This is a genomic window from Fimbriimonadia bacterium, assembly GCA_039961735.1.
GTDB lineage: Bacteria > Armatimonadota > Fimbriimonadia > Fimbriimonadales > JABRVX01 > JABRVX01.
Map to the genome: position 1 here is coordinate 1 of JABRVX010000047.1, position 19,898 is coordinate 19,898.

Annotated in this window: 23 protein-coding genes; 15 read left to right on the top strand and 8 right to left on the bottom strand. The window is 61.6% G+C overall.

What is annotated here, in order from left to right; all coding sequences use genetic code 11:
• Positions 1-308 precede the first annotated feature (308 nt).
• Genes HRF45_11115 through HRF45_11125 form a run of 3 tightly spaced genes read right to left on the bottom strand, consistent with a single transcriptional unit; the run spans position 309 to position 1,645 of the window.
• Complete coding sequence (locus tag HRF45_11115; GenBank protein MEP0767076.1) at positions 309-755, bottom strand: hypothetical protein; 447 nt, start codon at positions 753-755, stop codon at positions 309-311.
• A 19-nt stretch (positions 756-774) separates the two neighbouring features.
• Complete coding sequence (locus HRF45_11120; GenBank protein ID MEP0767077.1) at positions 775-1,182, bottom strand: hypothetical protein; 408 nt, start codon at positions 1,180-1,182, stop codon at positions 775-777.
• Positions 1,183-1,198: 16 nt separating this feature from the next.
• Positions 1,199-1,645 carry a hypothetical protein gene (locus HRF45_11125; protein ID MEP0767078.1) on the bottom strand — a complete coding sequence of 149 codons (447 nt, stop codon included), beginning with the start codon at positions 1,643-1,645 and terminating at the stop codon, positions 1,199-1,201.
• Between the two features lie 208 nt (positions 1,646-1,853).
• On the opposite strand from HRF45_11125, the gene HRF45_11130 reads away from it, so the two are divergent.
• The 8 genes from HRF45_11130 (at position 1,854) to phoU (ending at position 10,064) form a co-directional block, all read left to right on the top strand.
• Positions 1,854-2,975: a hypothetical protein gene (locus HRF45_11130; GenBank protein ID MEP0767079.1), complete on the top strand. Its 1,122-nt coding sequence runs from the start codon at positions 1,854-1,856 to the stop codon at positions 2,973-2,975.
• Positions 2,976-3,118: 143 nt separating this feature from the next.
• Entirely contained in the window at positions 3,119-3,805 is a 687-nt protein-coding gene (locus tag HRF45_11135; protein MEP0767080.1) for a response regulator, read from the top strand.
• Positions 3,805-5,586, top strand: a complete 1,782-nt coding sequence (locus HRF45_11140; GenBank protein MEP0767081.1) for a PAS domain-containing protein — start codon at positions 3,805-3,807, stop codon at positions 5,584-5,586. The genes HRF45_11135 and HRF45_11140 overlap by 1 nt, the downstream gene beginning before the upstream one ends.
• Before the next feature lie 92 nt (positions 5,587-5,678).
• Positions 5,679-6,716: a PstS family phosphate ABC transporter substrate-binding protein gene (locus HRF45_11145; protein ID MEP0767082.1), complete on the top strand. Its 1,038-nt coding sequence runs from the start codon at positions 5,679-5,681 to the stop codon at positions 6,714-6,716.
• 124 nt (positions 6,717-6,840) lie between these two features.
• A complete protein-coding gene (pstC, locus tag HRF45_11150) occupies positions 6,841-7,668 on the top strand; it encodes a phosphate ABC transporter permease subunit PstC (protein ID MEP0767083.1) in 828 nt (275 codons plus the stop codon).
• Positions 7,665-8,540: a phosphate ABC transporter permease PstA gene (gene pstA, locus HRF45_11155; protein ID MEP0767084.1), complete on the top strand. Its 876-nt coding sequence runs from the start codon at positions 7,665-7,667 to the stop codon at positions 8,538-8,540. The genes pstC and pstA overlap by 4 nt, the downstream gene beginning before the upstream one ends.
• On the top strand, positions 8,537-9,364 hold the full coding sequence (gene pstB, locus HRF45_11160) for a phosphate ABC transporter ATP-binding protein (protein ID MEP0767085.1): 828 nt from the start codon (positions 8,537-8,539) through the stop codon (positions 9,362-9,364). Before pstA ends, pstB begins: the two co-directional genes overlap by 4 nt.
• Positions 9,365-9,374: 10 nt before the next feature.
• Positions 9,375-10,064 carry a phosphate signaling complex protein PhoU gene (phoU, locus tag HRF45_11165; protein MEP0767086.1) on the top strand — a complete coding sequence of 230 codons (690 nt, stop codon included), beginning with the start codon at positions 9,375-9,377 and terminating at the stop codon, positions 10,062-10,064.
• A 115-nt stretch (positions 10,065-10,179) separates the two neighbouring features.
• Here phoU and groL read toward each other — a convergent pair whose 3' ends face one another.
• Positions 10,180-11,835 (bottom strand): chaperonin GroEL, encoded by a 1,656-nt coding sequence (gene groL / locus HRF45_11170; protein MEP0767087.1) that lies wholly within the window; start codon positions 11,833-11,835, stop codon positions 10,180-10,182.
• 79 nt (positions 11,836-11,914) lie between these two features.
• Complete coding sequence (gene groES, locus HRF45_11175) at positions 11,915-12,205, bottom strand: co-chaperone GroES (GenBank protein MEP0767088.1); 291 nt, start codon at positions 12,203-12,205, stop codon at positions 11,915-11,917.
• Between the two features lie 332 nt (positions 12,206-12,537).
• Between groES and HRF45_11180 the strand changes: the two genes are divergently transcribed.
• The 3 genes from HRF45_11180 (at position 12,538) to HRF45_11190 (ending at position 14,520) form a co-directional block, all read left to right on the top strand.
• The gene (locus tag HRF45_11180) at positions 12,538-13,212 is read left to right on the top strand and encodes an EI24 domain-containing protein (protein MEP0767089.1); all 675 of its coding nucleotides are present in this window, start codon (positions 12,538-12,540) and stop codon (positions 13,210-13,212) included.
• A complete protein-coding gene (locus HRF45_11185; protein ID MEP0767090.1) occupies positions 13,209-13,733 on the top strand; it encodes a hypothetical protein in 525 nt (174 codons plus the stop codon). The genes HRF45_11180 and HRF45_11185 overlap by 4 nt, the downstream gene beginning before the upstream one ends.
• Before the next feature lie 115 nt (positions 13,734-13,848).
• Positions 13,849-14,520 carry a YHS domain-containing protein gene (locus tag HRF45_11190; GenBank protein MEP0767091.1) on the top strand — a complete coding sequence of 224 codons (672 nt, stop codon included), beginning with the start codon at positions 13,849-13,851 and terminating at the stop codon, positions 14,518-14,520.
• A 114-nt stretch (positions 14,521-14,634) separates the two neighbouring features.
• On the opposite strand, the gene HRF45_11195 is transcribed toward HRF45_11190, so the two are convergent.
• On the bottom strand, positions 14,635-14,979 hold the full coding sequence (locus tag HRF45_11195) for a hypothetical protein (protein MEP0767092.1): 345 nt from the start codon (positions 14,977-14,979) through the stop codon (positions 14,635-14,637).
• Positions 14,980-15,017: 38 nt separating this feature from the next.
• Between HRF45_11195 and HRF45_11200 the strand changes: the two genes are divergently transcribed.
• From HRF45_11200 to HRF45_11215, 4 genes are read left to right on the top strand one after another with little or no spacing between them, the layout of a single operon-like run.
• Positions 15,018-16,175, top strand: coding sequence for a glycosyltransferase family 4 protein (locus HRF45_11200; protein ID MEP0767093.1), 1,158 nt, complete (start codon positions 15,018-15,020; stop codon positions 16,173-16,175).
• Complete coding sequence (locus HRF45_11205) at positions 16,154-16,339, top strand: Trm112 family protein (protein ID MEP0767094.1); 186 nt, start codon at positions 16,154-16,156, stop codon at positions 16,337-16,339. Before HRF45_11200 ends, HRF45_11205 begins: the two co-directional genes overlap by 22 nt.
• Positions 16,339-16,797, top strand: a complete 459-nt coding sequence (gene aroQ / locus HRF45_11210; protein ID MEP0767095.1) for a type II 3-dehydroquinate dehydratase — start codon at positions 16,339-16,341, stop codon at positions 16,795-16,797. The genes HRF45_11205 and aroQ overlap by 1 nt, the downstream gene beginning before the upstream one ends.
• Before the next feature lies 1 nt (position 16,798).
• Complete coding sequence (locus HRF45_11215) at positions 16,799-17,866, top strand: aminopeptidase P family protein (protein MEP0767096.1); 1,068 nt, start codon at positions 16,799-16,801, stop codon at positions 17,864-17,866.
• 3 nt (positions 17,867-17,869) lie between these two features.
• Here HRF45_11215 and wecB read toward each other — a convergent pair whose 3' ends face one another.
• Both wecB and HRF45_11225 read right to left on the bottom strand, forming a co-directional pair.
• On the bottom strand, positions 17,870-18,961 hold the full coding sequence (wecB, locus tag HRF45_11220) for a UDP-N-acetylglucosamine 2-epimerase (non-hydrolyzing) (GenBank protein ID MEP0767097.1): 1,092 nt from the start codon (positions 18,959-18,961) through the stop codon (positions 17,870-17,872).
• A 16-nt stretch (positions 18,962-18,977) separates the two neighbouring features.
• Positions 18,978-19,889 (bottom strand): SDR family oxidoreductase, encoded by a 912-nt coding sequence (locus HRF45_11225; protein ID MEP0767098.1) that lies wholly within the window; start codon positions 19,887-19,889, stop codon positions 18,978-18,980.
• Positions 19,890-19,898: the final 9 nt, after the last annotated feature.

Here is a 19,898-nt window from a genome sequence, read left to right on the forward strand (position 1 = left end):
GCATCTTGCCCATGGTCAATCACGGGCGGGACGCCCGTGCCACGGGCACCATGGACATCTTGCGTAGCATGGGCATCTTGCCCATGGTCAATCACGGGCGAGACGCCCGTGCTACGGGCACCATGGGCATCCTGCGTAGCATGGGCATCTTGCCCATGATCAATCACGGGCGAGACGCCCGTGCCACGGGGATATTTCACATCTCGCTTCTTATCGATCACATCTCATGCAGCTACGAACCACGCTTCCGTCTCCGCAATACAGATGCTACCCTTACGACAGGTGTGCGGCACCTCCGTAGTTGCAGCCTAGTCTCTTCTTGCCTCGCTCAGGACCAGCGCGCCTTCGCCGGTAACGCCGCGAGGGAGGAGGAGGAAGCGGCCATCCCGGCGAGCCTCGATGAGAACCGACGGGCGGCCACCGAACAGACGAGGTGCCGGAGGCGAGGTGGCGCGTAGTTCCAGCAAGAAACCTTCCCTCTGAGCGTGCTTGGTCCAGGTGCCGCTTATCTCCTCGCGAGCTCCGCCCTCGGTGAACACGACGTCGCACGAGAAGGCACCGCTGTCACGCAACTCCAGCCGGACGTACTGCAAGGGGCCGGCACTCGGCCCCTTCGTCTCCCAGGCCCCCTGAGGGGAACCCTCGGAGCAGCCCATCAGCCCCACGACCACAGCGAGAATCGCGCCGAGAAGACGGGAGTTACGACCGATCACGGGCTCACGACCCGAGACCGCCCACCGGGACGCCCGGATCACGCATTGGGAGGCGGTGTCCTCACTCGGCCTTCGTGTAGGTGCTCGTCATCCCGGATCCGTCCTGTGCGGTGAGCGTCATGGAATTCTTGCCGAAGGTGACTTCGCTCTTCTGCTCCGGTATCGCATTGACAGGAATGGGTTGGCCGGCAAGCTTGATCTCGGTGAATTTGACGGACAGGTACTGCTTCTCGTCCTTCTGCTCCATCCGCCAGGTCCCCTTCATCGAGATGGGGGCCTGCTGTCCTCCTGCGGAGGCGACCAACTCACCGACCATCGAGTTGTCCTTCTTATACTCGATGGTCCCTTTTGCGGAAACCCCTTGGATGGTTGTGTCCACGTTCCACTTGCCCACGATGCTCGGTTTGCACCCGGTCACCAAGAGCAGGCACACTATCGCGAGGGTCGCCAACAGCCATCTCTTGCTCATCACGTCCTCCCGTTCTCTAGTCCTTCGGCTTCGCAGAGGGTACGCTTCCTGCCCCGACCAGTTTGGTCGTGACCTTCTTGCCACCGATCTCGCGCGTCCATTCGATCCCACCTTCCACCCACCTGTATGGGCCGGTCTCGGTTCCGAGGAGTTGTGGCATCTCGGTCAGCATCTGGTTCCAGTACACCTCCGTCTTGGTGATGGTCAGGATGTGTTTCTCCTCGTCGGCCTCCCACTTGCCGTGGATGTCCAGTGCACCGGGCTGGTTTTGGTACTCCAGCCTCCAGTACTGGATCATCTTCCCGTCTGGTTGCAACACCATAGAGCCTCCGGCTTCCTGCCCAAGAACCGTGTCTTTGAGGCTCCAGTTCCCAATCAGGGTTCTCTCTTCCCTGCCTCCGCATCCGGCCAATCCGATCAGTGCAGCGCTCAGCAGTAGAAGCGAGAACAATCGGTTCGACATTGCATGTGACCTCCGTTCCTCTCCCCAATCCGGTCGTCGCAGGTCGAGTTTCGGGGCCCACCCCGACTGTCCTCCCGGAAGGGGAGCGGCTCCCAGCCCGGAGTGAGGGCCGCGTCATAGTCGGTGCTCCTGCATCCCTCTAGATTGTGTCAATTGGCACAATGATTGCGCTGGGCTCACTAGACCCGATTGCACAGAAAGGATAGCCATGCAGATCCAGAACCAATTGAAGGCTCTGCGCAGCCTAGCCTCGTTAGCCCTGTCGCTCGGGATGTGTTTGTCCGCCCAGGCTTTGGTGTGGCAGACGAAGTTCGACCTCACGTCTATTTCCTCCGAGAACTACGACCTAGCAATCGGCCCGCTTCGCGCCCACGTGGCCTATGAGCATGCGGGCCACGTCTACTACGCCACCCGGACTCCTTGGGACTCGGATTGGGCCACCGTTGACCTCGGACCCGGAGCGACTCCCTCGGTTGCCCTTGGTCCCGACGGCACTGCCCACGTCGCGTTCGTGAATGCAGGCAGCATTCACGTCGCCTCCAGCGCGGACGGATGGGCATCTGCCCCGGTTGCAGCCGGCTTGTACGGTTCACTCGATGTGGATGGCTCCGGAGTGCTGCACCTGATGCTCGAAGGCAACTACGATGGCGACGGCTACACCGAGATTGCCCTCGTCCAGAACGCAGGTTCCGGCTGGTCCGACCTCTCCGTGTTGCACGACGGCTGGTACGATTCGGGGTCCGGCAACTACTTCTCCCAGATGTCCCTCGCGGCGCTTCCCGGCAGCGGTTACGTCTATGCGCTCGAGTCGGCGAACTGGGGCGGGAAGGTATCTTGGTCGGCCAAGTATCCCAGCGCCATTGTCCCGGGAGGCAACAACACCTCGATGGAGGTCGGCTGGAACGCCGGTTCTGAACTCTCTCGCCAAGCCATAGCGGCCGGTGATGGCCTCCTCGGATTCACCTTTGCCACCGGTGGCACCGTGTATGCCAGCACCTGCACGGCAGGCATCTGGTCGGGTTTCGAATCGCTCGGCGCCGGGGGACAGGCCACCGTGGACGCAAAGAACGGTGTTGCTGTAGCCTTTCAGAATGGTGGTGTCCTTCGGTTCGCCAAGGATGGGAGCGTTGAAACGGTCCTGTTCGAAGGCGCAGAGGTCCGCGGCATCCGGCCTTTTCTGGTATCGGAAGGCGAGGAATACTTCCTCCTTTATCGCGACGAGCAAGGTACGTTGAGCCTACTCACCACAGCGGCAGTTCCGGAACCGGGCGCAGTGACATGTCTGTTGGCGGGGGCCCTGCTTACCGCAGCACGGCGTCGCAAACGCTAACAGTTCCCTAACATCCCCGAGAGCCCTAGTACTTGCTAGGGCTCTCGGGCTACCTAGGACCCGTCTGTGGTTAGGTTGTGCAGGTATGCTATTACCAACGCAGCGGGGCAGGGCCCGCCCACCAGAACGTCGGAGGTTGCGCGTTGGGAAAGGCGAGCATCCTAGTGGTTGACGACGAGGAAGACATCCGCGAGATGATCCGCTACAACCTCGAGCGCGAGGGGTATTACGTTCGGTGTGTGGAAACCGGGGAGGCCGCCGTTTCAGCAGCTAAGGCGAAACCTCCGAGCCTGATCGTTCTGGATTTGATGCTGCCTGGGTTGGACGGCCTTGAAGTGTGCCGAGTTCTGAAACGGGAGCCGAGGACCGCGAGCATCCCGATCATCATGCTCACTGCACGCGGTGAAGAAGCCGATATCGTAGTAGGCCTGGAGCTGGGGGCGGACGACTACATCACAAAACCGTTCAGCCCTCGCGTTCTGAATGCCAGGATCCGTGCAGTGTTGAGGCGTGCCGCCATGGAGCAGGTCGGGGAAGACACGCAGATCGAGATCGGCACTCTGGTAATAGATCCGCGCAGGCATGAGGTACTGCTGGACGGTCAGATACTAGATCTCACGGCTACCGAGTTTCGCATTCTTCACTACCTGGCCCGAAAGCGGGGCTGGGTGTTCACGCGGGACCAGATCGTGAACGCTGTTCACCGACACGACTATCCTGTCACCGATAGATCCGTAGATGTGCATATCGTGTCGCTGCGTCGGAAGCTCGGGGCTGCAGCCAATCTCATCGAGACCGTGCGGGGCGTGGGATACCGCTTCCAAGGGTAATGCGCAGCCGAAGACTGCTCGGAGCGCCTCCTTTTGTTCAGCTTCTGCTTTACTTCGTCGTCGCTTTCGTCCTGTCGTATCTGATCGAACAGCATGATGCTTCGGAGCGAAGGTCTCTCAAGCTCGACGAGCTCGCCAGAGTGGCCGAGATGCTGTCCGACCGGCTGGGCTACGACCCTGCAGCTACCGACGTCGGCCACGTCGCTGATGTACTCCGAACCTACGAGCGCCACATAGGATACCGATACACACTCGTCGGCCCCGATGGCCTCGCGATCCTGGACTCGCGGTTTCGCGCCAAGTACGTGGGTGACCTATCGGACAGGCCGGACGTTGCCGCGGCTCTGGGCGGGCAGGCCGAGCCACACGTGCGCACTTACTACGACACCGATCGGGGCCTGTTGAGCGCAGCCGCACCGCTGCCCACACGGACCGGCCCAGGCAGAGCGGTTCGCGTTGTCGCTTCGGCGGCCTCGGTGGGCATCGTGTTCGGTGACGTTCTGATGCGGGCCACCATCCTCTCACTAGCCGCTTGGGGCGTCACGGCGCTGTGCTTGCACGCCACGTCCCGACGACTGGCCGATGACCTGGGCGACCTGGAGAATGGTGTGCGTGCCTTCGGGCAAGGTCGGCTCTCTGCCCGCATCCCGCCCCCGGGATCCGAGGAATTGGACAACCTGGTGGAGCTTCTTAACACCATGGCGGAGCGCCTAGACAGGGAACGGGCGCAGATGGCGGAGCGCCAAAGCGAGCTCGATGCCGTGCTCGCTGGAATGGTGGAAGGCGTGATCGCCGTGGACCTAGACGATCGGCTGCTCGCTGCCAACCCAGCGGCCGAACGATTCGTAAGCTTCGATTCCGACCGTTGCCTCGGTCTACCCCTGCAAGGAGTGGCGCGGAACTCGGAGCTGAACCGAATGCTGGAGCAAGTACGTGAGAAGGGGGGGCCGGTGTACGGGGAAGTCGTTCTCCGCGAGGGCCAGGAGGAGCGAACCCTCGAGGTGACGGCAAGCCCACTGCGCGACCAGCAAGGATATCTCATGGGCACCCTGATTGTTCTGCACGACATCACTCAGATCCGCAAGCTGGAGAGAGTCCGTCGAGACTTCGTGGCAAACGTGTCACACGAGCTGAAGACACCGGTCAGCACCATCCGCGGGGCCGTGGAGACTCTTCTGAGCGGGGCAGCAGACAAACCGCAGTCCAGGGAGCGCTTCCTCGCGATGATTGATCGAAGTGCCGCGCGCCTGAGCGCGATCATCGAGGACTTGCTCAGCCTGGCTCGGCTGGAAGAGACGGGGGGAGGCGGAGTTCCCCTCAAACTACAGCCTCTGCTGCCCTGCCTAAAGGAAGCAATTTTGGACACCGCTCCGCTCGCGGATGCCAGCCAGGTAACCGTGAGGTTGTCGTGCCCCGAGAACCTCGCTGCGCCGATCAACCCGCCCCTGCTCGTGCAAGCCGTGGTCAACCTGTTGGACAACGCCATACGCCACAGCCCTTCCGGGGAGGCCGTGGACCTGGAGGCGGAAGCGGTCGGCAACGACGTGGAGATCCGAGTTCGCGATCGTGGCCCAGGGATCGAGGAGCGACACTTGCCCAGGCTCTTCGAGCGCTTCTATCGGGTGGATGTGGCGCGGAGTCGGAAGGAGGGCGGTACGGGGTTGGGGCTCTCGATCGTGAAGCACGTCGCGCAAGTGCACCGGGGTCGAGTCGGTGCCGAAAGCGTGTTGGGACAAGGCAGCACGTTCACAGTACGAATCCCGTCCGGGGGTGGGGGGTAGCGCAGTCGGACTCTGGTGGCCCTAGCATTAACGAAATTCTAACAATAGAGGCATAGAATTCGAGTATCGAGTTTCAGATGGAAGGTGATCATATGGTACAGGCGTTTGGCAGGAATCTGTGGTTAGGCGGACTCGCCCTGGTCGGCATCGCGATAGTGGCCGGCTGTGGTGGGGCCTCGACATCGGAAAGCGGCGAGAAGAGTGGCTCGAAATTGTCGGGCTCGATCAGCATAGATGGCTCCAGCACGGTCTACCCCATCAGCGAGGCTGCGGCCGAGGAGTTCATGAAGGAGAACCCGGACGTGCGCGCGTCGGTTGGCACGTCGGGTACAGGTGGCGGTTTCAAGAAGTTCGTCGCCGGCGAGACGGACATCAGCGACGCTTCCCGGCCGATCCAGATAGAAGAGATGGAGATCGCCAAGAAGAACGGCATCGAGTTCATCGAACTGCCGGTCGCATTCGACGGCCTCTCCGTGGTAGTGCACAAAGACAACGACTTCGTCGACTACCTGACGGTAGAGGAGCTGAAACGCATCTGGGAGCCCGGCAGCAAGGTCCAGTACTGGAGCGACGTGCGGCCTAACTGGCCCAGGCAGAAGATCAGGTTGTTCGGGCCGGGTACCGACTCGGGTACGTACGACTACTTTACAGAGGCAGTCGTGGGCGAGCAGAAGAAGTGCCGACCGGACTTCCAGCCCAGCGAGGATGACAACGTGTTAGTGCAGGGAGTGTCGGGCGAGAAGTACGCGCTCGGATACTTCGGATATGCCTACTATGCAGAGAACGCCGACAAGCTGAAGGTCGTCCCCATTGACGGTGGAAGCGGTCCTATCACTCCCACGGAGGAGACTATCCGGAACGGACAGTACACCCCGCTAGCACGCCCGCTCTTCATCTACGTCAGTACCAAGGCGGCAGAGCGACCGGAAGTACAGGCCTTCATAAAGTTCTACATGCAGAACGCCGAGAAGCTGGTCGCCGAAGTGAAGTACGTTCCGCTCCCGGCAAACGTGTACGAGATCGCTTTGGAGCGCTTCGAGAAGAGGAAGACTGGATCGGTCTTCGAGGGGAAGCATCAGGTAGGTCTTTCTCTGGAGCAGCTCATGAAAACAGAAGAGGAATCGCAATAGGAGTGATTGGTAGCAGTTGACAACGGCTGACCAGGCGATAGGGGGCCGCTCGGTGAGTGGCCTGCAGGCCAAACGGTTCCGATGGACGGAGTTCTTGCACGAGAACGGCCTCCTTCTCAGCGCCATGGTGTCGATTGCCACTACCATAGCCATCATCTGGGTGCTGGCAACGGAGAGCTTCACCTTCTTCAAGCAGGTATCTATCTGGGAGTTCCTGACTGGTACGAAGTGGACGCCGCTCTTCAAGCCACAGCACTTCGGTGTGTTGCCACTGGTATGCGGCACCATGTTGATCACCGTCGGAGCGGCCCTCGTGGCCATACCTATCGGTGTCGGGTGCGGGATGTACCTAAGCGAGTATGCCACGCCGCGCGTACGAGCAGCCGTCAAGCCGATCCTGGAAATCCTAGCCGGGATTCCGACAGTGGTGTACGGCTACTTCGCAGTCGCGACCGTCACCCCGTTTCTTCGCCTCGTCCTTCCCCAGACGGAGGTCTTCAACGCACTCAGCGCCTCTCTGGTGGTAGGTATCATGATTCTCCCCATGGTGGCATCGCTCTCCGACGACGCCTTTCGAGCGGTGCCGAATTCGCTTCGAAACGCGGGGTTTGCCGTAGGCGCGACGAGGAGCGAGGTTAGCGCGCGGATTGTTTTCCCGGCGGCCCTCTCGGGAGTGTTAGCATCGTTCGTGCTGGCAGTATCGCGTGCAATAGGCGAGACGATGGCGGTTACGTTGGCCGCGGGCGCATCTCCCAAAATGACGCTAAACCCATTGGAGAGCGTGCAGACGATGACTGCCTATATCGTCCAGATCAGCCTAGGCGACACTCCGCAAGGGACCATCGAGTACCAGACCCTGTTCGCGGTGGGCATGCTGCTGTTCCTGATAACGCTCGCGCTCAACATACTCTCGCAGCGCATCCTTCGACGCTACCGAGAGGTGTACGAATGAGCGGACTCGTCCTGTCGAAGGGTAGCGTTGCGAAACGACGGCACGCCGATCGTATCTTCTACCTACTGTGTCTAGCCTCGACACTAGTCGGAGTAGTTCTGCTTGCCACGCTCCTGATCGCCGTGTACCAACAAGGGGCCAAGTGGCTGACGCTCAAGTTCCTGACCAGCTTTCCCTCTAGGTTTCCGGCTGAAGCGGGCATCAAGTCCGCGCTGTACGGGTCCGTGTGGAACATTCTGCTGACCGCCGCGTTCGCACTGCCTATCGGCATCGGCGCCGCCATCTACCTCGAGGAGTATCCCAAGCGTGGGCGCCTCAGCTCCTTTATCGAGGTGAACATCGCCAACCTCGCCGGCGTGCCGTCCATCGTGTACGGCATCCTCGGGCTTGCCATCTTCGTGCGAACGATGATGCTCGGGCGCAGCGTGTTAGCAGGCGCTCTCACGATGGCGTTGCTGATCCTCCCGGTGATCATCATCTCGGCGCGCGAGGCGATCCGTGCAGTACCATCCTCCATACGGATGGCCGCATTCGCCCTCGGCGCCACGCGATGGCAGACCATCTGGTCCCATGTGCTACCGTCGGCCCTCCCGGGCATACTCACGGGTGTGATCCTGTCCCTTTCGCGTGCCATAGGTGAGACGGCTCCGCTCATCATGATCGGCGCATTCGCCTACGTGGCCTTCGTGCCTGCCGGCCCGATGGACAAGTTCACCGTACTACCCATCCAGATCTACAACTGGGCGAGCCGACCTCAGGAGGACTTCCGTGCCTTGGCGGCTGCGGGTATCATCGTCCTTCTTGCCGTGCTGCTCAGCATGAACGCCGCCGCCGTAGTCATCCGGCAGCGGTTTCAGAGGTTCCGCCCATGAGCGATGTGATACTGACTACCAAGCTCCCGGAGCCGCCACAGCGCGCGGCAGAGCAGCAACCCGTGGAATCCGCAGAGACGATCCTGGAGACGCGCAGCCTCACCGTCCGATACGGCTCGGAGGCCGCGGTCAAGGACGTCAGCCTGTGCATTCCCGAGCGACGCATCACAGCTATCATCGGACCCTCGGGATGTGGCAAGAGCACGCTGCTGCGGACCTTCAACCGCATGAACGACTTCATCCCCAGCGTCTCGATGTCTGGCCAAGTGCTGTATCGAGGCCAGAGCATCTTCGCTCCGGAAGTGGACCCGGTGGAGGTGCGACGGCGCATCGGCATGGTCTTTCAGAAACCCAATCCCTTCCCGAAGAGCGTGTTCGACAACGTGGCTTGGGGCCCGGCCATCAACGGCGCTTCGCGTTCGTCCCTTCGCGAAGTCGTCGAGACCTCGTTGCGCAAAGCCGCCCTGTGGGACGAGGTGAAGGACAAGCTACACCAAAGCGGCATGGCCCTCTCCGGCGGACAGCAACAACGACTCTGCATCGCTCGCGCCATCGCGATGGAGCCAGAAGTGGTGCTCATGGATGAGCCCTGCTCGGCGCTCGACCCAACCGCAACCGCGAGAATCGAGGAGCTTATTATCGAACTGAAGGAACGCTACACCATCGTGATCGTAACGCATAACATGCAGCAAGCGGCTCGCGTGTCGGACTTCACAGCGTTTTTGTGCGACGGCGAGCTGATCGAATACGGTCCGACAACGCAGGTTTTCACTCTACCTGCAGAGAAACGAACCGAAGATTACATTACGGGCCGGTTCGGATAGGAGCATGGAAATGCGGCGGCACTTGGAGCGCGAGATAGACGCGCTGAGAAAGAAACTGCTCTCGGTCGGCGCTCTGGTCGAGGAGTCGGGCAAGATGGCCATCGAGGCTCTCATGACCCGCGACGTAGAGCTTGCCGAACGCGTCATCGAGACCGACGAGCAGATTGATGCGATGGAGGTCGAAGTGGAGGAGGAGTGCCTGAAGGTGCTGGCACTCCACCAGCCGGTGGCTATTGATCTGCGGTACGTGGTCGCCATGCTCAAGATCAACAACGACCTGGAACGCATCGGAGACATTGCCACCAACATCGCCGAGCGTGCCATCTACCTTTCGCATCGTGTGAAGATTGACATTCCGCAAGACTTCGTGAGCATGAGCCGGCTGGCGCACGAGATGGTACGTGACAGCTTGGATGCGCTCGTGTACCTGGACGCGTCTCTTGCACGCAAGGTGTGCGAGATGGACGACCACGTGGATGAGTGCAACCGCCGCGTCTATGACTACGTCAAGCAGCAGCTCCTGTTAGGAACTCCGGAGGTCATGGAGCAGGTGCAACTGCTAACGGTTGCGCGCCACATCGAGCGCATCGGGGATCAGGCGACCAACATCGCAGAGGATGTCCTGTACCTGATCGAGGGAGAGATCGTGCGCCACAAGCGCCGGGACTCCTACGAAGCAACGCCCGAAGAAGTTCGCTGACTCCCTCCCTATGCCTGTCACGCCTCCACCGCAAGCGGTGGAGGCGTATCGACTCGCACCAAAGCGAAGAGCAGGCCGAGCGGCCTGCTCTTCGTGGATCTCGACTAGGTGGTAACTACATGTCGTAGTCGTTCATGCCGCCGCCGGGGCCGCCGGGAGTGGCGGGCTTCTTCGGCTCGGGCTTCTCTACTACGATTGCCTCGGTGGTCAGCACGAGACTGGCGATGGACGCCGCGTTCTCCAGCGCGGAGCGCGACACCTTCGCCGGGTCCACGATGCCGGCCTTCATCAGATCCTCGTAGGTGTCCGTGAGCGCGTTGTAGCCGTAGCCCTTCGTCTTGGAGTCGCGGCGGATGCTGTCCACCACGATGCTGCCCTCGACGCCGGCGTTTTCGGCAATCTGGCGGGTCGGCTCTTCCAGAGCGCGGCGCACGATGTTCACGCCGATCTGCTCGTCACCCTCCAGTTTCAGCTTCTCCAGCGCGGGGATGGCGTTCAGATAGGTGATGCCACCGCCGGGCACGATGCCCTCCTCGATGGCCGCGCGGGTTGCCGAAAGAGCATCCTCGTAGCGGTGCTTCTTCTCCTTCAGCTCGGTCTCGGTGGCCGCGCCGACCTTGATGACCGCAACGCCACCGCTAAGCTTGGCCAGGCGCTCCTGGAGCTTCTCGCGGTCGTAGTTGCTGTCGGTCTTCTCGATGAGTGTCTTGATCTGGTTGATTCGGCCCACCACGTCCGCTCGGCTGCCGGCGCCCTCGATAATCGTGGTGTCCTCTTTGTTGACCACGACCTTCTTGGCGCGCCCCAGCATGTCCAGCGTGACGTTCTCGAGCTTGATGCCGAGGTCCTCGCTGAGGAACTGACCCTTCGTAAGGATCGCGATATCCTCCAACATGGCCTTGCGGCGGTCGCCGAAGCCGGGAGCCTTCACGGCCACACAGCTCAGGATGCCGCGGATCTTGTTCAGAACCAGGGTGGCCAGCGCGTCTCCTTCCACATCCTCCGCGATCACCACGAGCGGCGAGCGCGAGGCTGCGACCTTCTCGAGCAGCGGCAGCAAGTCCTGCGCGTTCGAGATCTTCTTCTCGTGGATCAGGATCAACGGGTTCTCGATCACCGCCTCCATGCGCTCGGGGTCGGTGACGAAGTACGGGCTGATGTAGCCGCGGTCGAACTGCATACCCTCCACCATCTCCATGGTGGTTTCGGTGCCCTTGCTCTCCTCGACGGTCACCACTCCGTCCTTACCGACGCCCTGGTGGGTGCCGTCACCCTGGAGCGCCGTGGCGATGGTCTTGCCGATCTCCGGGTCGTTCCCCGCGATGGCGGCCACGAACTCGATCTGCTCGCGGTCCTTCACCTTGACGGCCTGGCGCTTGATGTCCGCCACCACGGCCTCGACACCCTTCTCGATGCCACGCTTGAGGGCGATGGGGTTACCGCCCGCGGCGACATAGCGCAGGCCCTCTCGAACGAGGCTCTGAGCGAGTACGGTGGCCGTGGTGGTACCGTCGCCGGCCACGTCGTTGGTCTTGCTCGCGACTTCCTTGCAGAGCTGGGCGCCCAGGTTCTCGTTCGGGTCTTCCAGCTCGATCTCTTTGGCTACGGTGACGCCGTCCTTAGTGATGGTGGGGCTGCCCCATTTCTTGTCCAGGACGACGGTGCGGCCTTTGGGGCCCAAGGTGACCTTCACCGCATCGGCCACCTTGTTGACGCCGCGCTCCAGCGCGCGGCGAGCTTCCTCATCGTATCTGAGTTGCTTGGCAGGCATTGTCTCCTCCGTTGAAAACGTTTGTTGTCAAATGCGACGAGCGCCCGTCAGGCCCATCAGGGCTCGGGCACCGCGACGGCTATCGCTCGTGTACGGCGTAGATCTGGTCCTCGTCGAGGATGGTGTATTCCTTGCCGTCGATCGTGACCTCGGTTCCGCCGTACTTGCTGAAGATGACACGGTCCTTCACCTTGACCGACATCTCCGCACGCTGACCGTTGTCGAGCAGCTTGCCGGGACCGACCGCCACGACGACACCCTCCTGCGGCTTCTTCTGAGCCGTGTCGGGTAGTAGGATGCCACCGGACGACTTGTCCTCGCTCTCCAGAACCTCGACAACGACCTTGTCACCGAGTGGTCTGAGATTCATAAGCAGCCTCTCCTTGCCATCAGGTTAGCACTCTCCAGTTGCGAGTGCTAGACGAATCTACCCCGGATCAGAGACAGCGATCAAGGTCCCGATAGCACTCTAAGACCTCGAGTGCTAATTTCGGTGGGCCAGAGGGACGGAAGGCATGGAGCGGCCAGGCCGCCGGTGCTGGGACGGCCTGGCCTGTGGGCTACGCTGCGATATAGCCCGTGGGACGAGAAACCGTTACCGCGCACCGTTGGGCGGTTATGTTGCTAGAACAGCGGGCGGCCATCCCCAGTTCCCGGATTCGCCTGCAGGTTCCGACATCTTGCACGACGAAAGGCAAACGCGTGAACCTGGTGCAGGCGTTTCGGATTGTTCTGACCACGCCGCGGCTACGGGTCTTGGCGGTGCGCCCACTCCTCTGGTCGCTCGCGCTGTACGTAGTGATGTGGGTCGTCGCGTGGGTCGGCCTCTCTTGGCTGGTGGTCCGCTGGACCGGAGCCGAGGGCTCGCTCGCGATTGTCGCGACCCTGGTGAGCGGTGCACTGGCACTGGTGGCTGCGACCTGGCTGGCGGGCTACCTGTTCGTCGCCGTTCTCGGGGTGGTCTCGTCGTTCTTGTGGGACGCGATATCTCGGCACGTGGACGCACCGGAGGCACGCGAACCGCTTAGCACGGTCAGGCTGGTCGGCGACGGGGCAGCAAGACTGATGTTGGCGGGAGTGGTCACCGTCGGGGTCCTTGCTTGGTCGCTGCTTAGCGGTGGGTCGTTCCTGCCGACTTTCCTGGGGGCCGCCGTGCTCGGTTTGCTGGACTTCACGGCGCCCGCCTTTCTAAGTCGCGGGGTGACGCTCGGTCGTCAGGTGGGTTTGCTGCCTTGCCTTGCGTGGGAGGCCATCTGGCTGGCCCTGGCCGTGGGCGCCCTGGCCATGCTGCCGCTGCTGGCCGCGCTGCTCGCACCCGTGCTGGTGATCGCCGGAACGCTCAGCGTGGCCGCAATCCCTCAGGAGCGGCTGCCGTGAGGCTGTGGGGCCTTGTCGCGGCCCTGCTAGTGTTGGCGGGGTGCGGCTCACCGCCTGCCCCCCCGAAGCCGCAGAACTCTGAGGCGCCGGAACCCGCACCGGTGCGTCGCGACAAGCCTTGGGACGACTTCGAGACCAAATTGGAAAAGGTGTTCGAGAACGGAATCGAGGTCTCAACCAAGGGTCACCCGGGGGACGGGCCGGCGCAGATATATGCCTCTCCGTGGGCAGCGGATGCGTTGCGAAGGCTCTCGGCTGGAAGGGGAGTTGGTACGTCCGCGTTTCGACCGGGGGCGCTCATCGTCCTGCAGCATCCGGACGGCACGCTGTACGTGATGCGAAAGCGTCCACTCGGCCGCCTTCCCGACACCAACGATTGGTACTTCGCCCTCGTTCGGGAAGGGCGATCGGTTCTGGAGTCCGGAACTGCGACGGGAGATCAGGTGCAGGAGGCGTGCGCGGACTGCCACTCGACGATGGCAAAGGCGAGTGACTGGGTCGTGCCGCCAAGGCTCCGTTAGCAGACCTGGAACTTCTTCCAGCACCATCGCGTTTTCCACGTTATCGCGGCATTGCGTCTGCGCCCCGGTTCGGGGCGCGCGGGCTGCTCCGCGATGAGACAGCTCAGGAGGGAGAATGGTTAGGATGAAGGTTACTCTGAAAGTGGCATTGGGGGGCATGCTCGTGGCGCTGGTCGCGAGTTCGTTCGCCCAGACGTTGAAGCGGGCGCCTTCTATGGAGGAGTGCACCGCGTGCAAGTACATGATCTCGTGCAACCAGGGATGCGAGAAGCGAAACATCGCTACGGACGAAGCCATGCTCAAGACCGGCTTCGCCATGTTCTTCTTTGGACACTCGGAGGCCGATTCGAAGTGGGTGATCACCGAGATGAAGTCCTTCGAGAAGGCAGTCTCCAGTCCTGACGCTCAGTTCTGCGACTTCTGCATGCCGATCGCCAAGTTCGCGATGAGCCCGAATACTCGGAGCGAGCTAGTGCCGACCAAGAACGGCGCTGTCTACTACATGACGAGCACGGACAAGGCGGCCGTTGCAGAGGTTCACAAGACCATGAAGAAGATGCAGGAGATGATGGGCGGCGAAAAGGACGGCCACGACCACGGTGACACCGCGCCGGGCAAGCCCGTTGCCTTCATCGGCAAGGGCGACGGGGTAAAGACCTGCCCAGTGCTGGGCTACCCGGTCAGCAAGAATGTCTCTGTGCAGCACAACGGCAAGACCGTGTACTTCTGCTGTGCGGGATGCATCGCCAAGTTCAAGGAAAACCCGGCGGCCTACCTCAAGAACTAACCCCACTCTGACTGGGGTAGAGGGACCCTCGACGCGAGGCGCCGGGGGTCCTGTGCTCGATGGGTGCCGGGTTCCGAAGCGCGAACAGGCTCGCGCAGCCCCACGGATGCGTCCTTAGCGCTTGTCTTTATCCGGCGAAGGGGTGTCGTCCCACCACTGGCTGCTGCCCTCGTCGTCCCGGTCGCTCACTTCGATGATGGTCTGCTTAGGAGCGGCAGGCGCGCCTGGGGTCTTCTTAGTCGTCGCCTCGATCTCCTTGGCGATCTCCTCGGCGGAACGGGGTTGCTGCTTCGGCGGCTCCGTTTGGGGTGCGCCGTGGCTGTGCCCGGCGTGGTCCTGCGCCATGCCGGCAACGGGGTTGATCTCCGGTGGCGCGGACATAACGTTCAACAGCGTCAGCGCGACCACCAGGACCACGAGAGCCGCCAAAATGATGACGGGATAACTGCGGTTTCTCAACTTCTTGCCTCCGGAAGCGTGAGGAGTCTACCGTCCCCGTGCTTCGCGGTCAATGTCCGGGCGCGTCGGGTCTTCGCGCGAGTACTCTAGCACGCGTGGAAGGGCTTGTCATTGGCATAGACGCCAGCCTGCTCGCCGGTCGTTTCACTGGCGACCGAACCTATTGGCGCCACCTCATCCGCGCCCTTACCGCCCTGCGCATCGGGCATTCCTACATCTTGTATACGCCCGAACCGATCGTGGGGTTCGAGTGTGCGGGAGACACAGTGGAAATGCGAGTGGTACCGGCACGCAATCGGCGCTGGTGGAGCATGGTCGTGTTGCCGGCAGCCGCTCGACGGGACGGCGTGTGTCTGCTCCACTCGCAGTACACAATCTCGCCCCTTCTCCGGGTGACGGCGGTGACGACGGTACACGACGTGTCCTTCCTCATTGGTCCCGAGTGGTTTCGGCCACGCGACCGACTGCTGCTTCGGCTGAGCGTTCCTGCTAGCATCCACCGGGCGGCGAAGGTGCTGACGGTTTCCGAGACCTCGCGGGCGGACATCGAGCGGCTCATCCCTTCGGCACGGGGAAAGACGGTCGCCACACCGCTCGGCACACCGGATGGATTCCGGCGGATTGCCGAAGCTTCGTCTATCGTGCAGCAGCGCTTTGGCTTGTCCCAGCCCTACGCTCTCGCCGTCGGCACGCGTCAGCCACGCAAGAACCTGCCGATGTTGGTTCGTGCATTCGAGCAGGCCGTCGCAAAACACGGTCTGCCGCACAAGCTGGCGCTGGTCGGTAAGAGCGGATGGGGCCCGCTGGTGGAGGGGCCGCACGTGCGAGATCTCGGATACGTGCCGGATGAAGCACTCCCCGCCTTGTACTCAGGGGCGGACGCTTTCTTCTTTCCCAGTCTATACGAGGGCTTCGGGCTGCCCGTGCTGGAAGCGATGGCGTGTGGCTGCCCGGTGGTGTGCTCGGACGGCGGCGCTCTGCCGGAGGTTGCGGGTGATGCCGCGTGGGTGGTTTCAGCGGCGGACGAAGGTGCGTGGGCCGATGCAATCGGGCGCGTTCTCGACTCGCCGGATCTGAGGGAGGAGTTGGCCGCGAAGGGGGCCGAGCGTGCCAGAATGTTCTCTTGGCGGGACACCGCCGAGCGAACCGCCGAAGTGTACAGGGAGGTAGCGAAATGGTCTCCGAGGAACTTCTAGCCATCTTGGCTTGCCCAGCCTGCGACGAGCGCCCACCTCTGACGCAGGAGGGCGAGTTTCTGGTCTGCACCGTGTGCCGGCGCAAGTATCCGGTCGTAGACGACATCCCCCACCTACTCGTGGAAGAAGCCATCGAACCCGATACGCCGGAGAAGACGAGCTGATGGCAGGACCTGCAAGACCCCAGGTTCTGGTCGTTCACGGCCCCAATCTCAACTTGCTCGGCTTCCGCGATCCGAGCCTCTACGGGCCGAAGTCTCTGGAAGAGGTGGACAAGGAGATTCAGAACAAGGCTGAGCAACTCGGGCTCGTGGTGAAGACATTCCAGAGCAACCACGAGGGTGCGATCCTGGACTTTCTGCACGAGAACCGTACCTGGGCGGATGGGGTGGTGATCAACCCCGGTGGCCTGACGCACACATCCATCGCCCTGATGGACGCCCTGAGTGCCTTGCGGCTCCCCATCATCGAGGTGCACATCTCGAACGTGCACGCACGCGAGGAGTTTCGTCGGCACTCGTACGTGGCGCGCATTGCGCAGGCGCAGATTGCGGGACTGGGCACATACGGGTACCTTCTTGCACTCGAAGGAATCAGGGCGATCCTGGTGGAGGCGATGTAGCATGGATAGGGTGCAGCGGCTAAGAGACGAGTTGCGCTCGCGGGATCTGGAAGCAGTACTGATCACGGACACACGAAACATACGCTACCTAACCGGCTTCACGGGGAGTTTCGCGCAGGTGGTGGTGGGTCCGTCGCAAGCCACTGTCATCACCGACTCGCGCTATGCCATTCAGGTGCGCGAGGAGTGCCCTGGCTGGGACGCGAGGACCTTCGCCAGCCCGGTACGGGGGATTGACTTCCTGCGTGACACGCTAACCGACCTGGGGCTGCGGCGCATCGGGTTCGAGGCGGACACGGTCACCTATGCCGAGTGGCAGAGGTGGCAGGATTCGTTGGACGGTATCGAGTTCGTCCCCGCCTCCAATCTGATGGACAAATTGCGCATCGTGAAAGACGCGAGCGAGTTGGAGGCCATACGGCAGGCATGTGGCATGACCGAGGCATGCTTCGAGTACATCCGACCGCTGATCCAGGTCGGTGTCGCAGAAATGGACCTGGCATTGGAGATTGACTTCTACTTCCGTCGGCAGGGAGCAGCTAGTGCTTTCGACGTGATAGCCGTAAGCGGAGAACGCAGTGCGCGACCGCACGGCAAGCCTTCGGAGCGTAAGCTGCAAGTAGGAGACTTCCTGACACTCGACTTTGGCGCCGAAGTAGGCGGTTACTGCGCCGACATTACACGTACAGTGGTAGTCGGAGAAGCATCGGAGCGGCATCGCATCATCTATCAGGCCGTTCTGGATGCGCAGAAGTCGGCCATCGAGGCCATGCGCCCCGGGAAGACCGGTCACGAAATCGACCAGATCGCTCGTGACGCGCTGGCCAAATACGACATGGCCCAGTTCTTCGGACATGGCTTGGGTCACGGCCTCGGCTTGATGGTGCACGACTTCGGGCGACTGGGCCAAAATAGCGAGACGGTCTTGGAGCCGAACATGGTACTCACCGTCGAACCGGGCGTGTACATCGAAGGCTTCGGTGGATGCCGCATCGAAGACGATGTGCTAATCACCGAGAACGGCGCGCAAAAGCTGACTGACGCAGGGAATGATCTCCTAGTACTGTAGGTGCTATTCGCCGAAGTGGCGATCGTACCCGAGAACGATCTTCACCACGGTATCCGAGACATTGGGTACCACATACTCCGGCGGCGGTGACCAAGACCGAACCGACTGCAGGGCGACTCGCACCGCATCCTCTATCACCTCGGGGATAGCACCTGTGAGAATGTTACTGCCGCACTCTACCGTCTCGGGCCGCTCGGTCACGTCACGAATGGTGACGTTCGGGACCTTCAGAATGGAACACTCCTCCTGAACGGTACCGCTGTCCGTGAGCACGCACATCGCACTCTGCTCGAGCTTCACGAACTCGAAGAAGGGGAAGGGCTCCAGCCAGCGGATGTTAGGATTGTCCTCCGCCAGACCGAACTCCTGCATGCGCTTGCGTGTGCGTGGGTGCGTGCTGACTATCACGGGCACACCGTGTTCGCGCTGCAAACGGTCGAACGCGATAGCGAGGTTGCGGAGACGATGCTCGACGTCTACGTTCTCCGCACGGTGCATTGTTACGAGGAAGAACTCGTCCGGCCGTAAATCGAGCCTTACCAGGATGTCCGATGCTTCGATGCCGGACCGGTACCGTTGCAGCACCTCATAGATGGGGTTCCCAGTGACGTAGATGCGTTCGCCTGCGATGCCCTCGCGAAGCAAGTTCTGACGGCTCCGCTCGGTGTACGGCATGAGCACGTCGCTGCAATGATCTATGATGCGCCGATTCACCTCTTCCGGCACACGGTCGTCATAGCAGCGATTGCCTGCCTCCATGTGATACACGGAGATGCCCAACCTCTTGGCCATGATTGCCGCCATGCTGCTGTTAGTATCCCCCAAGACAAGGAACTTGTCTGGTCGTTCTTCTAGCATGAGCCGCTCTGCACCGGCGAGGATGGTACCGATCTGCTCGCCGAAGGAGCCCCGTGCGCCCAAGTAATGATCGGCCTTTCGCACACCGAGCTGACGGAAGAACACTTCGTCCAGATTAGGATCGTAGTTCTGGCCGGTGTGCAGCACGACTTGTTCGCACAGCGCATCCAGCTTCTCGATGATCACGCAGAGGCGGATGATCTCGGGGCGAGTCCCGAGGATCGTCATCACTTTCATCGTTGCATCTCGCGCACTAGCTCCATCGCAGCTTCAGTCTGTACCTGGCGAGTTCCGATACCATCTGCCCTATCGTGGGTGGTTCCGCATAGCCTGCAGCAGCCCACAACTCGCGATTGAGGTCCTCTCTCTCAGTGGCCAGACTCCTATCTACTGCGGTCGGCGCCTCCGTGGCGGCGATTTGGATGTCCTCGCGCCCGAAGGTGGATGCAAAGGTACGTAGCAACTCGTACTTCGTAAGGGTGTCGCCTGGGACCACGTGCTGCCTGCCGGGCATGCGAAGCACCGAGCGCATCACGGCGTGACACAGCTTAGCAAAGTGCAGCGTGGTGACGCCGTTCCAAAGATGATTGGTAAAGCCTTTGACGCTCGCACCCTCCGGCTGCCCCAAGAACCAATCGAGCAAGAACTTGTGCTCCTTCGGTTCGGGGCCGATGATCGAGCAGCGGAGATGGAAGTAATTCTCGGACGGCGTCTCCCCCAGGCTCTTCGTCTTTCCGTAGGCATCCAGCGCGTCATGGGGATCCGACTCTACATAGGCGCCCTTTTTTCCCGAGTACACACAGTCCGTCGCGATCTGCAACACACGCGTACCCTTCGAGCGGACTGCGGCTTGAAGTCGATGTGGCAGGAGCGAGTTCACGAGGATGGCACGCTCCACCTCCTTGGCATTGTCATCATGAATCAGCGGCTTGGTAATGCCGATGCAGTTGATCACCCAGTCACACTCGGTGAGGAACGAGAGGTCTAGGTCCACACCCTCCGCATCGAACAAGTGCCACTGCACCCGCGGCACGAGAGCGCGCGCACGCTCGACCAACGTCAGGTCCCGCGCGGTTGCATGCACCTCGAGATCGGACGTGCCGGCGAGGTAATCCGTGACCATCGCTCCCAGCATTCCGGTCCCACCTAACACGAACACCTTCAACTATATGCC

Excerpts from the sequence above, each read along its gene's own strand:
- pstA (MEP0767084.1), top strand. The coding sequence starts at position 7,665 with ATGAGCGGACTCGTCCTGTCGAAGGGTAGCGTTGCGAAACGACGGCAC.
- HRF45_11145 (MEP0767082.1), top strand. The coding sequence starts at position 5,679 with ATGGTACAGGCGTTTGGCAGGAATCTGTGGTTAGGCGGACTCGCCCTG.
- pstB (MEP0767085.1), top strand. The coding sequence starts at position 8,537 with ATGAGCGATGTGATACTGACTACCAAGCTCCCGGAGCCGCCACAGCGC.
- HRF45_11205 (MEP0767094.1), top strand. The coding sequence starts at position 16,154 with ATGGTCTCCGAGGAACTTCTAGCCATCTTGGCTTGCCCAGCCTGCGAC.
- HRF45_11215 (MEP0767096.1), top strand. The coding sequence starts at position 16,799 with ATGGATAGGGTGCAGCGGCTAAGAGACGAGTTGCGCTCGCGGGATCTG.
- phoU (MEP0767086.1), top strand. The coding sequence starts at position 9,375 with ATGCGGCGGCACTTGGAGCGCGAGATAGACGCGCTGAGAAAGAAACTG.
- HRF45_11125 (MEP0767078.1), bottom strand. The coding sequence starts at position 1,645 with ATGTCGAACCGATTGTTCTCGCTTCTACTGCTGAGCGCTGCACTGATC.
- wecB (MEP0767097.1), bottom strand. The coding sequence starts at position 18,961 with ATGAAAGTGATGACGATCCTCGGGACTCGCCCCGAGATCATCCGCCTC.
- pstC (MEP0767083.1), top strand. The coding sequence starts at position 6,841 with ATGGTGTCGATTGCCACTACCATAGCCATCATCTGGGTGCTGGCAACG.
- HRF45_11120 (MEP0767077.1), bottom strand. The coding sequence starts at position 1,182 with ATGAGCAAGAGATGGCTGTTGGCGACCCTCGCGATAGTGTGCCTGCTC.
- aroQ (MEP0767095.1), top strand. The coding sequence starts at position 16,339 with ATGGCAGGACCTGCAAGACCCCAGGTTCTGGTCGTTCACGGCCCCAAT.
- HRF45_11140 (MEP0767081.1), top strand. The coding sequence starts at position 3,805 with ATGCGCAGCCGAAGACTGCTCGGAGCGCCTCCTTTTGTTCAGCTTCTG.
- groL (MEP0767087.1), bottom strand. The coding sequence starts at position 11,835 with ATGCCTGCCAAGCAACTCAGATACGATGAGGAAGCTCGCCGCGCGCTG.
- HRF45_11190 (MEP0767091.1), top strand. The coding sequence starts at position 13,849 with ATGGTTAGGATGAAGGTTACTCTGAAAGTGGCATTGGGGGGCATGCTC.
- HRF45_11130 (MEP0767079.1), top strand. The coding sequence starts at position 1,854 with ATGCAGATCCAGAACCAATTGAAGGCTCTGCGCAGCCTAGCCTCGTTA.
- groES (MEP0767088.1), bottom strand. The coding sequence starts at position 12,205 with ATGAATCTCAGACCACTCGGTGACAAGGTCGTTGTCGAGGTTCTGGAG.